We start from the raw sequence: 16,191 nt of genomic DNA on the forward strand, positions 1-16,191 counted from the left end.
TATATTTGAAACCGTAATTTTAATATTTTATTCTTAAAATTATATTAATAAGTGCCAGACTAATTAAAAAAATATAATAAATTTTTGATACTTTCTATTGAATTTACGCTACTTTTAATCAAAAATTAAACTATTTTGTAAGTTTTTATGTTATAATAGCCTCTTAAGTATTTGTAAAAGTACTATCGATAGTAGGTAGCACAGAGAGCAAATCTAGTAGGCTCATCTGCGATTACCTTATCTCGGTTGGTTCTACTAGAGATAGCCTTTGCAACTACCAAATTTTATTTTATAAGGAGTCCTTATGGCTTTAACAAAAACACAGGTTTCTCAACTTTACGTTACTCTTTTCGGAAGAGCATCTGAAAGTTCAGGAAGTAAATTTTGGCAGAAAACTCAGCCAAATATGACCGAAGCTGCTACTAACATGTTAAATGACGAGTCAGCAAAAGCGTTTTTCGGAAGCAGCATTGATACTAATGCTAAATTCGTTAATCATATCTATGAGAATGTTTTCGGTAGAGCGGCAGAAGCAGAAGGGTTTAATTTCTGGGTTTCTGCTTTGGAAAAAGGTAATGCGCGCGGATTTATCGTATCTGAGATGATAAAAGCTGCAGAAAAGAATGAGCCTACATTCAACGCAAAAGTTGCTGTATCTGATTATTTGGCTGATAAAGACGAGGCTGTGATGGGAACACATCGCTCTGTTTATGTAGAAGCTCTTGATAAAGCGGCTAAAGAAGGTGTAGATGTTGCTAAAGCTTACGTAGATAGTGTAGCTTTGGATGCTTGGATTTCTACTCCTACTAATCCTGGCAAGGTAGAGACTTTAACTGCTCTTCAAGAGGAAAAAGTAGCTAACGTTTTTGAAGCTCCTATGGTTTATAACCCTGGCGGAACAGACTATATCCCTTCTCTTCAAGACGAAGATAAGCTAATAGGTATAGTAGGTAGATCAGACAATACCCTTAACGCTACTCTAGGTCAAGAAAATGCCGATGAAGGCACAGGAACAGCTAGAACACCAAATCTTGTAAATATTCAATACCTTAATGCTAAACTTACAGGTAATGTAAATCATTTGGATTTACGCTATGCCGATAGCTTAACAAAAGTTAATCTTCATCACTTTACAAATAATGCTGATGGTGGCGCTGACACCATGTTTACTGTTGATAATATCAGCTCAAAACTTGAGGGTATGAGAGTAGCTAACCTAGATGACTCTAATGATAGTGCTATGTTTGAATTTAAACAAGGCATATTGAATGCTACAGACGATAAAGGTCTACTAGAGCTTGCCGATGTAAATGCCAATAGTATTATTATAACTTCTAGAGGAAATGATTCTGAGAGAGAAGGATATGAGACTCTTGATCTAGTGGCTAAGAGTGGTGTGGATATCAATACTCTGTCTGTTGCAGATTTAAGAGTATTAAATATTTCCGGCGATGGTAATTTGGAAATAGCAATGCTAACATCCGATAAAGAAAAAGAATATAATGCTCTCAGTTCTAAATATGGTGGTGTTGAAGCCAATAACACAAACTATTTCGAGAAACTTGATGCATCTAAGCTTAATGGCAAGATGACAGTGGATATTTCTCGCATAGCTAAAGATTGGGTAGATACCGCTGATTCTGCGACTAAAAAAGATACAACTATTATAGGAACTGCTAAAGACGATACTTTCTATACATCTAAAGCTATAGGCGGTAGATTGACATTAGATGGTGGTGAAGGTAAAGATAAATTCGTAGTTGTTTCAGGCGATATTGGCAAGAATGCCGATAAAAAAATCGCAAAAGTTACGAATATTGAATCTTTGGAACTAAGAACACAAGGTACTGATGCAATAAAAGTTGACTTTGATGCATTTGATAATACTTTAGATCAGGTTATTGTGCGCGATGAGAATAATACATATGTTCCTGAGCATATCGATGGCAAGGGTTTGGTAGTACCTGAAGTTCTTGGTAATGCATCTACGTTTACTTTCAATAACGTAACAAAAGATTTTGCCGATAATAAGAAATTTATTATTGAGCATTCTGTTACAGAACCAAAAATAAATCAAGCTTATAACGTTCTATTAGAGATTAATCTAAAAGATCCTACAGCTAAAGACGACAAGCTTAATATCGAAGTTGTAAATGCTCCAAATAGAACAACAGAATTTAATTATAAGATAAAAACTGCAGGTGTAGAAACCATAAATCTTGTAGATAGTGACAGCGAGGATAACACAGTTATTCTTGAGACTAATGAAAAACTTCTTGAGATTTCTGGTGGTAAAAGTGGCAATACATATACTATAGATAACGTAGTATCACCTACTGTAAATGCGGCAGGATATCTAGGCGACCTTAGAATTCAAGCTGTAGGCAAGGGCGTAGGCAAAGGAGATGCCGATCAGTCTATCACACTTGGTGAAGGTAACGATGTTGTAACATTTACAGGAGAAGGCTATTTAACTAGCAAAGACAAAGTAGTAGGTGGTGCAGGTGATGATGTTCTTAGAGCTGTATTGTCAGCAGACACTACGCTTAATGTAACCGGAGTGGAAACTCTGCATTTAGCTTCTACAAGCAGTATTGAGCTTGATATAGCAGGTGGAGACTTTGGTAAATTGGTATTTATATCTGGACAATCAACTGCTCATAACGACAAGATACTCGGAAATAAAGTAGCGCAACACCTATCAGATGCATCTACAAAGATTGATACAAGCGATCTTGTCACTATAGCTGAATCTAATATTTCAGAGCTTAACTTCTCCGGTGACCTATACAAGAGTGATACAGATTTTAAAGCTGCCAACGAAGACAGAGATCACACATTTAACGGTGTATGGCTGAAGAAGAATGCATCAGAAACTCTTGATGTTAATATCAACGCAGCTCTTGATGATGTTAAAATGATTTCCGCTAACAACTATAATGTAGGTCAAATTTATGTTAACGGAACTAAAACATTTAACTTAAATGTATCCAATGATAGAGCCGAGAAAGCTGTAACTCCAGTTTCTGCTGCTGTAACCGCTACAGAAACAACTATAGATGGAATTACAGGCAAAGATTTATCAACCATCACACTTTCTACTAAAGGAAATTTAACAACAGGTATCGTTACAGGAGATGGAATCAACTCTGTCCTTACAAAATTTGATGCTAGTGGTGTAGTTGGTAACTTAAACTCTACGGTAAACAGCCTTGGAGACAATGCTCAAGTTATCTTGGCTGATGGAAATAATACATTTGATGCGTTGGGTTCTGGTGGTAAATTAATTCATATTACAGCAGGAAACGGCAATAACACTATTACTGGCTCTTCTCAATCAGACTATATAACAGCTGGTGACGGCAATAACGTCATTAATGCTGATCTAGGTGACAATATTATTAAACTAGGCGAAGGTGGTGATATTGTTATAACTAGAGATGGTAGTGACTCTGTAGATTTAGGCGGAGGTTTTGATAAATTTACAGATAATAAAAATGGAGGCGGAGCACCTGTTCCAAATGCAACTACAACTGTTACTAAGACATCAGGCGCTGCTCAGATAACAATTTTCCCTAACGGAAATGACGAGACAGCCGGTCTTGCGCTATCTACAGCAAATCAATTGCTTCCAAGTAAAATTACTGCTGTTAATACAGCGGTAGCAACAGCCATTGCAAATGCTGCAGGTTCTGACTTTCAAACTGCCGCAGGTGGTCCTTTTGTTACAGCTATAAAAGCTGGTTGGGCTGATGATACACATGCTGCTGCTGCTGCTTTAGATTTGATTAAACAAAAAGTTGCAGATTATACCTTAACTAATCTTGAAAATGCTCTTACATCTTCTGATGCTAGATTTGCTGGCATTAGTGATACTGAGGTTCAAGCTATTCTTGCTGCCGCCAAAAAAACAATCGTAGATGAGATAAATAAAATTACTACGGCTGCTCTTGTAGCTGCGGATACTGATGGTGATAATCTTGTAGATGGTGGTGAGCTTGATACTTTATTAACCGCAGCTATTACAGCAGCTCAAGCAGCAGTTGGCGGAGTTGTAACTCCTATGGTTGATAACAGTTTTGTAAAAGATATTGATGAAGCGCTGGGAGCAGCTAACCACATAGATCAATGGATAGCGGTAGGAGAGGGTTCTACTCTCAAATTCCAATGGAAAGGTCTTAATGATATATCTAACGCTACTGTTCTTGACGGTAGAGTAGCTAAAGAGATTGGTGATATTGATACCTTAGGAGCGGGTCAAACTCCTACTGACAATAATGACTTCTGGTTAATTAAAGGCGTAACTCCAACTGCAAATTCTCTTACTATTAATGGCGGTAAAGGCAATGATGTAGCTATCGTTACTAACGACGGTGCAGCTCTTACATTTACTGGTGGTGCTGGAAATGACGCTGCTGTGGGTGGCATGGAGTCAGACTTCTTCCAAGGTGGTCAAGGTGCAGATGTATTTGTAATGAATAACCGCACACTTGTATTAGACGGAAAACAAGATACAGTCAAGATAGCCGACGGTGAGTCAACAGCTAAAGCGTATGATGTTATTTATGCTTTTGACGCCTCAGCCGGTGCAAGTGATACCTTAACAGAAGGCAATAAAGTCGGTGTTGCGGGTAAAGACTCTCTTGACCTTGCTCTTGCTTTTAATGCTGCCGAAGTTACTATTGCGAGTGCTGCAGGCAAGCAAGATGTTGTAGGTCATGGAGATATAGTAAGTCTAACTGTTGATGCTCATGGTCTTGTTACATTTGAAAAAACAGAAAATAAAGCTGCTGTAGCTTATAATGTTGTTGATGAAGCACATCTTGCTAATGTATTGGCATTGCTTGCTGATAAATTTAATGGTAAAGGTATCACTCTTGCATTTGCGTATGACAAAGACGGTGATTTAACAACTACTCAAGATCAGTCTACTTTCGTATTCCAAGACGGAACAACCGATACTGTAGTTGAACTAGCCGGTCTAACAGGCGTACAAGGACTAGAGGCTGTCGGCGGCGGCGGTGCGGCTAACTATATTGCTATAGGTTAATAAAAACCTAATGGTATAGATAATTTAAGCCTCTCCGGTAATGGAGGGGCTTTTATTTATATTTATTTATAAAAAATGGAACATTTTTTGCTTCTTCTTCTCTGCAAAAGGAGATTAAGATGCAGATACAAAATATACAAAAACAAATATCAGCTCTAGGTAGAGCATATACTAAAAGTTATGACGAGCTTTTTTCAAACTATGTAAAAAAAACAAATAGCGAGTCAAATCAAGAAATTCAAACTAGATTAGCCAACGAATTTTATAAAGAACAAAAAGAACTACAAAAAGTATACGAAGCCAAAAAATACGAGCTGTATATACAAGAAGTTCCAAGTATGCATACTATGATTCATGTAGTTAACTATAAACAAAAAATTATGATAGATGAGATGAACTTCAAGCTTAAAGAAGCATATCAAGAGTTAAAAAATAATCTTACCAGTGGTAGATATAATGCTATGGAAAAGCTTGAACTTAAAGCTAAATATAGAGAATTTAAACAAAATTTAAAAGATGAGACATTTAAAGAGATAGATAAATTTAGTGCCAGCTATCAGGATGCCCTTGTTAGTAGAGATAACTCAAGGATAGATCAACTAGAAAATAGCCTGCTTACAAATTTACTATCTAAAATTTAGCTTTTATCAAAGCATAGACTTTGTCTTGCTTTGATTTTTACGGTGTTGTTTTTGTTGGCAGCTGTGGTTTGATAAATTTATGCTCGCTTATGGTATCTGCTATAAATTTTCTTCCGCGAAAATTAAGATGTTCGCATGCATGCTGCCTATCTATAAAGTCGCTTCCGTTTATCTCTTTTGACAAATTTATAAAAGTGGCATTTTTGGTTTGTAAGTAGTTTATAATAGTATTGATATTGTTTTCTATGATTTCTAGAAATTCTTTTTCTAAAAAAATATTTAAGTGTTCAAAATTTATAGGTGTTATATAAAATAGTATTTTTATATTTTTCTTATCGGCATAGTTTATTATCTCGTCGAGATAGCGAAACATTTTATGAGTATTGGCAAGATTATAAGCATAGTGGTATTTGTATTTGATTGATAATTTATCTTTGTATAGATTGTCTTGCAGAAAGCTGCTATTAGAATCGCAGTATATATCTTTTTCTATCTTGGTAAGTTTCTCTATATCTTTGATTTTTCCTAAGTTTTGATTTTTTCTTGTTACTATAATTTTTTCGTAGTCAATGAAAGCGTTTGATACATACTCTTTTAGTATAGATACAATATCTACTATATCAAGACTTAGGATAGCTAGACGGATTCTCTCTTTATAAAATTTATATGATGGTCTATCAAACCACTCTTCCGAGAAGCTTCTTATATTTATAGGTATAATGACTCGAGTATTGCTTGGTAGGGTTTTTATATAGTTTTTATATATTATAGGCGAGTATGCTCCGTGGTCTATATTTATGATGTCTATCCCGTTATCTCTTATGATGTCATCTATAGCGCTTTTGTTAGCTTCACATGCCGCGTGAGATCTCATAACACTATCTGAAAAATATACTATATCCGTACTTTTTACGCTTAGAATCTTCATATTTTTTACTACTATGTCATATAGTTGATATGACAATAAAAAGAGTATCGAAACTATAGTAAAATTTCTTATCCATCTCTTTGGTTGCACCGCATCCGCCTAAAAATTAAAATACAAAAATTCAGACTCTTGTTTTAAGAGAATAATCGAACAAACGAACATAAAAGCCGCAACTGTGTATGTCTTATAGTTTAGTATCAGGCTATTGGTTTTTTCTATACTATTTTTTTGTGTCAAAGTTAAGATAAAAGCAAAGATTATATATGCTATCATATTTTTATCACCTCCTATCGCTAGAAATGTGTTTGCGAATTTTACACCGTAAGCCGATAAACAGTGCAGGTGGTCCGATAGGAAATTAGGCAGGGTCACGGAGCTAAAGCCACACATTCCTTTTAAAACTTTTATGGCGTCTCCCCACTCTTTGGCTCTAAAAAATACCCAAGTGATATTTATAAAGTTAAATGTCAATATCCAAGCTAGTATTTTATTTAGTTTGATAGAATACTTACCCCAGATTCTAAAAACCACTAGGGCTAAACCGTGTAAAAATCCCCAGAATATAAATGTCCAACCTGCGCCATGCCATATACCTCCTATCAAAAATGTAGCCATTAAGTTTACATAGGTTTTTGCTTCACCTTGTCTATTCCCGCCAAGCGGTATATAGATATAATCTCTTAAAAATTTAGAAAGTGTGATATGCCAGCGTCTCCAGAAGTCTTGGATGTTCGTCGCTTTGTAGGGTGAGTTGAAATTAACAGGAAGTTTGATATTAAAAAGCAGAGCGGCTCCTATAGCCATATCGCAATATCCGCTAAAGTCAAAATATAGCTGAAATGTATATGAGAGTGAAGTAGCCCAAGCTTCTAGCAAAGATAGTGTCTGTGCAACGTCAAAGCCATTAGTGGCCCATATCGAAAAAGAGTCGGCTATGACCACTTTTTTAAATAGCCCGATAGAAAAAACATATATCCCTTTTGATATGTTTTTATAGTTTATTATTTTGGTTTTTGCACTTTCAAAATAAGGCATCATCTCTCTATGATGGACTATCGGACCTGCTATGAGCTGAGGAAAAAAGGTAATAAATATGCAGTAGTTTATAAAGCTATACTCTTTAGTTTCGTTTTTGTATGAGTCGATAAGATAAGCTATTTGCTGAAAAGAGAAGAATGATATCGCTAGTGGCAAGGTTAAATTTAGGAGTGAAATGTCGCTGCTAAATAAAAAATTTATGTTAGAAATAAAAAAATCAGAGTATTTAAAGTAGCCTAGTAAACTTATATTTGCTACTATTCCTGTTGTAAGTAGCAGCTTTCTTTGTCTTTTGGTATATCTGGAGTGTTTAGTAAGCAGTAAGCCTATGGCATAATTAAATAATACCGAGATGATTATAAGAGGTAGATATATGATATTCCACCAGCTATAGAAAAACAGAGATGAGACTATTAAAAAAATCTTTGAAGCTTTGGTTAGTCTTTTAGAGTTCAAAAAGAAGTATATAAAAAATGTTATTGGTAAAAATATAAATATAAATTCATAGCTATTAAATAGCATCTCTTAATGCCTAAAATTTCTTCGCATAATAAACCTTGTTTATATATTTTGAATGGTTTAGATAAATTGGAGATTATAACTAAACATGCCGTTTTTTGCAATATATTATATGCTTGTATTTATATCCCTACATCCACTCTAAAACTTGAGTGATATCGCTTGTGATGAAGCACTTTAGTCCTTGGCTGTCAAGTGGTTTTGAAGGGATGATAGCATTTTTAAATTTCTGTGTTTTGGCTTCTTTAAGGCGCTGATCGAGGTTAAAAACTTCTCTTATCTCACCATTTAGGCTAAGCTCACCTATAAATACACTCTCTTTACTGATTGGACGATTTTTAAAGCTGCTTATGATAGCTGCCATTACGGCTAAATCAGCCGCCGTTTCGCTAACTTTTACTCCGCCTGAAACGTTTATAAACACATCATAGTGTCCAAGCGGAATTTCTAGCTTGCGTTCAAGAAGCGCCAGCAGCATATCAAGGCGGTTTTTCTCGTATCCCGTACTGCTTCGTTTCGGATAACTGCTTTCGCAAACCAAAGCTTGAATTTCAACGCTTAAAGCGCGCGAGCCTTCCATTATGATAGTGATCGCAGAGCCGCTAACCGCCTTACCACGTGTAAAAAATTTGCTTGAGACGTCATTTGCGCTTACGAGTCCTTGAGGAGTCATCTCAAAAATTCCAACTTCACTAGTCGAGCCGAAGCGATTTTTAAACCCTCTTAGCATCCTAAGTTCGCGGCTTGCATCACCTTCGAAGTAAAGCACCACATCCACCATGTGTTCAAGTATCCTAGGCCCTGCGATAGAGCCGTCTTTGGTAATGTGTCCGATGATAAAAACGCAGATATTTTCGTTTTTGGCTAGGCGCATAAGCTCAAAAGTTATCTCGCGCACTTGCGATACTGAGCCAGGAGCTGAAGCTATCTTTTCAGAATAAAGCGTCTGGATGGAGTCGATAACAAGTACTTTATAATCATTTTTTCTAACTTCAGCCATGATGTTTTCAAGTAAAATTTCAGTGAGTAGAAAAAGTCCGTCTTGCACTGCATTTAGCCTATCGGCTCTGATTTTGATCTGGCTTGCGCTCTCTTCACCGCTTACATAAAGGGTTTTTTTGTCTTGCGAGGCTAAATTTGAAGCGATTTTTAGAAGCAAGGTCGATTTGCCTATGCCCGGGCTTCCGCCGATTAATACTAGTGAGCCTTCCACTATCCCTCCGCCAAGCACCAAATCAAGCTCTTTATCCTGTGTACTTATGCGTGAAATTTGCTCGATCTTTATATCTTTTATCTCTTTTGCAAGAGTTTGTGAGCTTGAAGCTTTTGAGATCTCATTTAACACTTTTATCTGAGTTTGATTAAGCTCCATAAAGCTATCCCAAGAGCCGCATTCTGGGCATTTGCCTACCCATTTACTCTGCTGATTCCCACATGCTTGACATTCAAAAATAGTTTTTGCTTTCGCCATTTTTATCCTTTTTGAAATTATACTTAAGATTTATAAAATTTACTATTGCTTTAAATGGCGTATAAATTTGATCTAAATATCAATAAATTAGCTATTTGAATTTCAAAATGAAACATAAATTAAAATTTTTTAAGAAATATCAATATAATAAATAATTTTTAAACTTAATAAAAATATAATTCATGATTAAAAGTTTTAATGGAGTGTCTTATGAAACCTGGTTTAAGTAAAAAACAGTTTATGGCTATATCTTTAACACTCTTTGCTATGTTTTTTGGAGCGGGAAATTTTATCTTTCCTCCAAATTTAGGCAAAGAGGCCGGAGATAATTTTTATATGGCTATTATGTTCTTTTGTGCTACAGCCGTATTGCTTCCAGTGCTTGGAGTAGCAGGCATAGCTAGAGCTAAAGGCTTGCAAAATTTAGTTAGGCGAATAGATCCTGTATTTGCCTTTGTATTTACTGCGCTTTTATATCTTACGATAGGACCGCTTTTTGCGATACCAAGAGCTGCAAATATGCCATTTGATATCGCTATCAAGCCTTTTGTGCCTGATGGTAGCTTGCAAATTTGGTTGTTTGTATATTCGGCAGTATATTTTGCTTTAAATTACTATATCTGTCTTAATCCTTCGGCTCTTGTAAAGCTTCTTGGCAGATATCTCACTCCGCTTCTTTTATTGCTGATACTTTTGCTTTTTGGGGCGGGATTTTTATATCCGATAGGCGAATTTACCGCTCCTATGGGAGATTATGTAAATCACTCGGCATCAAAAGGGTTTGTCGAGGGCTATCAGACTATGGATGCTCTTGCGTCTTTGGCTTTCGGAATTATAGTTATAAATGCCATTAAGGATGTAGGCGTAAAAAACGAGAGGCATCTAGTTGTATCTACGATAAAAGCCGGTATGATGGCGGGAATAATATTGATGGTGATATATTTGATGCTTGGTTACTTGGGTGCTACATCAGGAGAGCTTTTTAAGGATACTCCGGATATCAATGGAGCCGCTTTGCTCTCTAAAATAAGTGATCACTATTTCGGTAAAATCGGTGTCGTAATACTAGGAAGCGCATTTTTGCTAGCTTGTCTTACAACTACTTTAGGGCTTATAACTTCTGCTAGCGAGTATTTTGAGGAGCTAAGTAAAGGCAAGGTAAAATATAAAACTTGGGTAATTTTATGGTGTTTAATCGGTTTTGCGGTGGCAAATTTCGGGCTTACTACCATTATAAAAGGTAGCATTCCGGTTCTTGTGGCCATATATCCTGTATCGATAATTTTAATAATTTTATCTCTAATAAATCCGATAATAGACTCAAGCAAGATAGTTTATAGATCCTGCGTATATACTTGTGTAATTATCGGAGTAGTAAACGGACTTGATATTATAAATATATCTATACCTTTTTTGACTCCTTTTGTTAAGACTATGCCGTTTTATGACTCTATGCTTGGTTGGATAGTGCCTAGCTTGGTAGTATTTGCGCTTAGTTATATATCATATTTAATGTTTCATAAGAGAGAAGGAAGCTATTAAGAGTAAATTCGGCGATATTTTCGCCGAATTTTAACTATAAATTTCATCTACTAAAGTATCTATAAATTCCTTAGGTTCAAATTTTATCAGATCATCCATCTTTTCGCCTGCGCCTATAAATAAAATAGGAAGCTCTAAGTCTCTTGCCACACCAAATAAAGCACCTCCTTTTGGAGTGCCATCAAGCTTGGTTATTATAACCCCATCAAGCTTTACTATATCGTTAAATGCTTTTGCTTGGGCTAGACCGGCATTGCCTTGAGTTCCGTCTAAGATCAAAATTTTGCGGTGTGGTGCATTTTCATAGGCTTTTTGGCTTATTCTTACGATCTTGCTAAGCTCATTTGCTAAATTTGTTTGATTCTGCAAGCGTCCGGCAGTATCTAGGATGACATTATCTATGTTTTTAGCTATTGCGGAGCTTATCGTATCAAAAGCTACTGCTGATGGATCATGCCCTTGCTGTGTGGCGACTATAGGCACATTTAGGCGAATCGACCACTGTCTAAGCTGCTCTATGGCTCCTGCTCTAAATGTATCACAAGCGCCTAGAATAACGCTTTTGTTTGAATTTTTATATAAATTTGCAAGCTTTGCTATCGTGGTTGTCTTGCCTGCTCCGTTTACGCCAAGAATAATTTCTACGAATGGCTTATCTTGTTTGATTTGAGCCGCATTTTCATATATAAAATATGTGTTTAAAATTCTTTTTAAATCATCTTTTTTTACTTCGTCTTGAGGTGGCAGATAGTATAAAATTTCCTCTACTATCTCATAATCCACATCCGCTTCTAGCAAAATTTCTTCAAGTGCGTTTTTTGATATTTTTTTATCGGCTGGCTTAGATGATCTTATAGCCTCTAATGTCTTATCAAGACCTCTTTTTAAAAATCCAAACATCAGTTTATTACCTTTAATATATCATTTTCTAGCATCTCTTCTGGAACCAAGCCAACATAGTGAGTCGCGTATGTGCCATCGGCTCTATATAAAATCATATAAGGTATGCCAATAACCCCACCAAGAGATTTTGCAAAGTTAAAATTATTTTCGCCGTATGTTACGTCAAATTTGATTTTGTATCTATTGATAAAGGCCTCTATCTCCTCTTTTGTCTTATCCTCCATAAGGACGCTTATGATTTTTAGTTTGCCTCTAAATTTATCCTGAAGGTTGTTTAGATGAGGGATTTCCGCCTTGCAAGGAGGACACCATGTGGCAAAAAAGTTAAACAAAATCGCCTGATTGTTATTTTCGACTTTTAAACCTTTTTCAAATTTTTGAAGCTGTATTTTTTGCTCGTTTGTAAGCGTAAGCTCTATATGGTCATTATTGATAGTATCTTTTTGTGCTTCTGCTTGCTTAACTTCTTTAGCTTTTGTATCGTTTTTATTGCTTTCTGTTGTATTGGTAACTATGGTTATGTTATTTTCAGTTTTAGCAGAGGTAGATGATGGTGTGCTTTTTTTCTCACCGTTTTCGCATCCGCTTATAAAAAATAGTAAAAGTGCTATAATTGAGAGTTTAAATTTCATATAATTCCTATCTTAAAGTCTTAAATTTGGGTTGAATTATATCTTAAGTATATAAAATGAGTGTTAAATTTTGAAAAAAGAAAATTTTAGAAAACATATTAAAAATAGGCTTAAAACCGAGCTAAAATTTAGGGCCAGATGCTCGCATTACGGTATGTTTAAGCCGCTTTTAAAACTTCTTGAAAAATTTAATGCAAAAAGAGTATTAATCTTTAGTCCTCTTCCTAGTGAACCAAATTTGAATATTTTAAAGCGCACTTTAGTTAAGAAAGGTGAAATTTTTATTCCATTTATGTCAAATCTCAACTTAAAAATGGTAAAATCAAGACTTCCGTTAGTGTGTTCTAAATTTGGCATAAAAGAGCCACTTGGCACCAAATTTTTCCAAAAACGGATAGACGTAGCTATTATTCCTGTCGTTGGGGTTGACGGAAATATGGCTAGGATAGGGCATGGTAAAGGTTTTTATGATAGATTTTTTGGAGATTTGCCTTACCGACCTATTGTGATATTTGTTCAGATTAAAGATACTTTTATACATGAAATTATCACTGAAGATCACGATGTTCAATGTGATTTTTATATTACCCCAAGAAAAATTTATATAAAAAGAGGAATCTATGATAGAGATTTTAGTAGGATTGGGGGCTGGTGCGGTAGGCGCTGGCGCAGGGTATCTTGTAGCAAAAAAGATAAATGATGCTAACTACAATATATTTTTAGAGCAGGCAAAAGCAAAAGCAAAAGCGATAGAATACGAAGCTGAGCTTACGCTTAAAAATTCTAAAATTTCAGTCCAAGAGGCTGAATTTGAAGCTAAAAAGAAGTATGACGATAAGACGGTAAAACTTCAAAAAGATTATGTCCAAAAATTTGACGAACTTACCAAAAGAGAGCAGGCTCTTTTGAATGAACAAGAAATTTTAAAAGAGAGCAAGAGCGAGCTTGATATATCTAAGCTGGAGGCTAAAAATTTATACGAAGAGGGCTTAAGCCTAAAGAATAACTATCAGGTAAAACTACAAGAGGCGCTAAAGGTGCTAGAACATGCAGCAGGACTTACCGAGGCTGAGGCCAGGGAAGAGGTGCTAAAGAAAGTCGAGGAAAAGAGCCGCGCAGATATCGCTCATATAGTTAGAAAACATGAAGAAGAGGCTAAAAGAGAGGCTAAAAAGAGGGTTAATTATATCCTTGCGCAGGCTACATCGAGGTTTGCCGGAGAATTTGCAGCCGAGCGTCTAATAAATGTCGTAAATATTAAAAATGACGAACTAAAGGGTAGAATCATCGGAAAAGAAGGGCGTAATATAAAAACCCTTGAGATGGTTTTGGGCGTAGATATCATTATAGACGACACTCCGCATGCGATAATCTTAAGCAGTTTTAATTTATATCGCCGTGCGATTGCGACAAGAGTTATAGAGCTTTTGGTTGAGGATGGTAGAATCCAGCCGGCAAGGATAGAGGATATCCATAAAAAAGTTACCGAGGAATTTGAGGCTAGCATCTTAGAAGAAGGTGAAAATATCGTAATTGATCTAGGACTTAGCAAGATGCATCCCGAGATTGTTAAACTTATAGGAAAGCTTAAATTTAGAGCAAGCTACGGACAAAACGCTTTAGCTCACAGTCTTGAGGTGGCTCACCTTGCAGGAATTATCGCCGCTGAAACAGGTGGAGATGAGAAACTCGCAAAAAGAGCTGGAATACTTCACGATATCGGCAAAGCACTAACACATGAATATGAGGGAAGTCACGTAGATCTTGGCGCTGAAATTTGCAAACGTTATAAAGAGCATCCGGTCGTAATAAACGCCATATATGCTCACCATGGGCACGAAGAGGCTACAAGTGTAGAGAGTGCTGCTGTGTGTGCGGCCGATACTCTGTCGGCAGCTCGTCCTGGCGCTAGACGCGAAGTGCTTGAGAGCTTTTTAAAACGCGTTGAAGAGATAGAGGAGATAGCAAAGAGTAAAAACGGTATAAAGCAAGCTTATGCTATAAATGCGGGTCGTGAGATACGCGTCATAGCCAATGCTAAGCTGATAAACGATGATGAAGCGGTGCTTGTGGCTAAAGAGATAGCTCAAGAGATCGAAGAGAAAGTACAATATCCTGGCGAGATAAAAGTAAATGTTATTAGAGAGATTCGCGCTGTAGATTTCGCGAAGTAGGTCATATGATGAAAAAAATTTTAATGTTGATTTTTGGAATTTCATTATTGTTTTCTAATGATGAGCTTGTGCTTGACGCTTCTAATTCATTTACTCTAACAATGCGTAAAAATCATAGAGCACCTATTAATGCGTTAATGCAAAATGCAAAAGCCGTGGTTATCTTCCCTAAAGTTACTAAAGTCGGATTGATTTTGGGGGGCATGCATGGCAATGGTATTATGGTTGTTGGAAGTCCATATAGTCCTAGTGAAATTTGGTCTGTTAGTATAGGTGGCGGAAGTATAGGGCTTCAGATAGGATATGAAAATAGCTCGCTTGTGATTTTTATACTAAAAGAGAGTATTGTTTCTGATATTAAAGATGCCAAGATAACTTTAAAAGCCGATGCTTCATTTGCATTTGGGGAGATAGGTCAAAACTACGGTAAAATTAGTGATTTTAAATTTTCAAGCAGTATATATGCTTATGCCAGTAATGATGGATTTTTTGCAGGAGCTAGCTTTGGCGGTGCCGTGATATCAAAAAGCGATACAAATGAACTTAATAAAAATTCATACGGCTACTCTTCACTACTAAATTCTTTCTCTAAATTCTAAGGATAAAATTTGCAAGAAATGTTTACATCGCTATCCACATATGGATATGCAATTTTATTTTTATACTCTCTTGGCGGAGGAATGGTGGCTATAATAGCTGCGGGAATTTTAAGCTATACTGGCAAGATGGATTTGACCACAAGCATTATTGTTGCATCCATAGCAAATGCTTTGGGTGATACTATGCTTATATATTTAAGCAGATACAATAAACATATGATAATGCCCTATTTAAAGAACCACAAGCGAAAATTAGCATTTTCTCATATACTTATGAAAAAATATGGAGATAGGATAGTTTTTATTCAAAAATTTATATATGGTGTAAAAACCTTAGTTCCTATCGCCATAGGACTTACAAAGTATTCTTTTGTCAAATTTAGTATTTTAAACGTAATAAGCTCTATTGTGTGGGCTGTTATTCTTGGTGTAGGAAGCTTTTATATGGGAGAAATTTTTACAAATGCCATTTCTTACTTTAGCTCTCATGGATGGATCATGCCTATAGTAATGTTTATTCTATTTGCTTCTATTTGGATGTATCTACAAAAAGTTACAAAAAAAAGGGATATTAGACAAAAATAGTATTTTGATTAAAATTTTATACGCTTAGACTAATTTTTAGCTTAGTTTAAGCGTCATTTCTATATACTTCAATTTCCGCTTCATAGAAAGCAAGTTTTTTAATTTACTA

Annotated in this window: 12 protein-coding genes; 7 read left to right on the forward strand and 5 right to left on the reverse strand. The window is 35.9% G+C overall.

Annotated features, from left to right (window positions below; all coding sequences use genetic code 11):
* Positions 1-304: 304 nt before the first annotated feature.
* Together CDOM16189_RS07315 and CDOM16189_RS07320 are read left to right on the forward strand one after the other, a co-directional pair.
* A complete protein-coding gene (locus CDOM16189_RS07315; protein WP_170000917.1) occupies positions 305-5,050 on the forward strand; it encodes a DUF4214 domain-containing protein in 4,746 nt (1,581 codons plus the stop codon).
* Positions 5,051-5,169: 119 nt separating this feature from the next.
* Positions 5,170-5,691, forward strand: a complete 522-nt coding sequence (locus tag CDOM16189_RS07320; protein WP_169975080.1) for a hypothetical protein — start codon at positions 5,170-5,172, stop codon at positions 5,689-5,691.
* 37 nt (positions 5,692-5,728) lie between these two features.
* Here the strand turns inward: CDOM16189_RS07320 and CDOM16189_RS07325 are convergent, their stop codons facing one another.
* The 3 genes from CDOM16189_RS07325 to radA form a co-directional block, all read right to left on the reverse strand.
* The gene (locus CDOM16189_RS07325) at positions 5,729-6,709 is read right to left on the reverse strand and encodes a hypothetical protein (protein WP_169975082.1); all 981 of its coding nucleotides are present in this window, start codon (positions 6,707-6,709) and stop codon (positions 5,729-5,731) included.
* Positions 6,710-6,718: 9 nt separating this feature from the next.
* Entirely contained in the window at positions 6,719-8,179 is a 1,461-nt protein-coding gene (locus CDOM16189_RS07330) for an MBOAT family O-acyltransferase (protein ID WP_169975084.1), read from the reverse strand.
* A 127-nt stretch (positions 8,180-8,306) separates the two neighbouring features.
* Entirely contained in the window at positions 8,307-9,647 is a 1,341-nt protein-coding gene (gene radA / locus CDOM16189_RS07335; protein WP_169975086.1) for a DNA repair protein RadA, read from the reverse strand.
* A gap of 210 nt (positions 9,648-9,857) precedes the next feature.
* On the opposite strand from radA, the gene brnQ reads away from it, so the two are divergent.
* The gene (gene brnQ, locus CDOM16189_RS07340; protein WP_169975088.1) at positions 9,858-11,189 is read left to right on the forward strand and encodes a branched-chain amino acid transport system II carrier protein; all 1,332 of its coding nucleotides are present in this window, start codon (positions 9,858-9,860) and stop codon (positions 11,187-11,189) included.
* Between the two features lie 30 nt (positions 11,190-11,219).
* On the opposite strand, the gene ftsY is transcribed toward brnQ, so the two are convergent.
* Together ftsY and CDOM16189_RS07350 are read right to left on the reverse strand one after the other, a co-directional pair.
* The gene (gene ftsY, locus CDOM16189_RS07345) at positions 11,220-12,089 is read right to left on the reverse strand and encodes a signal recognition particle-docking protein FtsY (protein WP_169975090.1); all 870 of its coding nucleotides are present in this window, start codon (positions 12,087-12,089) and stop codon (positions 11,220-11,222) included.
* Positions 12,089-12,724, reverse strand: coding sequence for a TlpA family protein disulfide reductase (locus CDOM16189_RS07350; protein ID WP_169975091.1), 636 nt, complete (start codon positions 12,722-12,724; stop codon positions 12,089-12,091). The genes ftsY and CDOM16189_RS07350 overlap by 1 nt, the downstream gene beginning before the upstream one ends.
* A 70-nt stretch (positions 12,725-12,794) precedes the next feature.
* Here CDOM16189_RS07350 and CDOM16189_RS07355 point away from each other — a divergent pair, with 70 nt between their 5' ends.
* From CDOM16189_RS07355 to CDOM16189_RS07370, 4 genes are read left to right on the forward strand one after another with little or no spacing between them, the layout of a single operon-like run.
* Positions 12,795-13,424, forward strand: a complete 630-nt coding sequence (locus CDOM16189_RS07355; RefSeq protein ID WP_211436611.1) for a 5-formyltetrahydrofolate cyclo-ligase — start codon at positions 12,795-12,797, stop codon at positions 13,422-13,424.
* Positions 13,345-14,898, forward strand: coding sequence for a ribonuclease Y (gene rny / locus CDOM16189_RS07360; protein ID WP_169975093.1), 1,554 nt, complete (start codon positions 13,345-13,347; stop codon positions 14,896-14,898). The genes CDOM16189_RS07355 and rny overlap by 80 nt, the downstream gene beginning before the upstream one ends.
* An 8-nt stretch (positions 14,899-14,906) precedes the next feature.
* A complete protein-coding gene (locus CDOM16189_RS07365; protein WP_170000918.1) occupies positions 14,907-15,497 on the forward strand; it encodes a lipid-binding SYLF domain-containing protein in 591 nt (196 codons plus the stop codon).
* Positions 15,498-15,506: 9 nt separating this feature from the next.
* On the forward strand, positions 15,507-16,082 hold the full coding sequence (locus CDOM16189_RS07370) for a DedA family protein (RefSeq protein WP_170000919.1): 576 nt from the start codon (positions 15,507-15,509) through the stop codon (positions 16,080-16,082).
* Positions 16,083-16,191: the final 109 nt, after the last annotated feature.

Origin of the sequence: Campylobacter sp. RM16189 (assembly GCF_012978815.1) — a bacterium.
GTDB lineage: Bacteria > Campylobacterota > Campylobacteria > Campylobacterales > Campylobacteraceae > Campylobacter_A.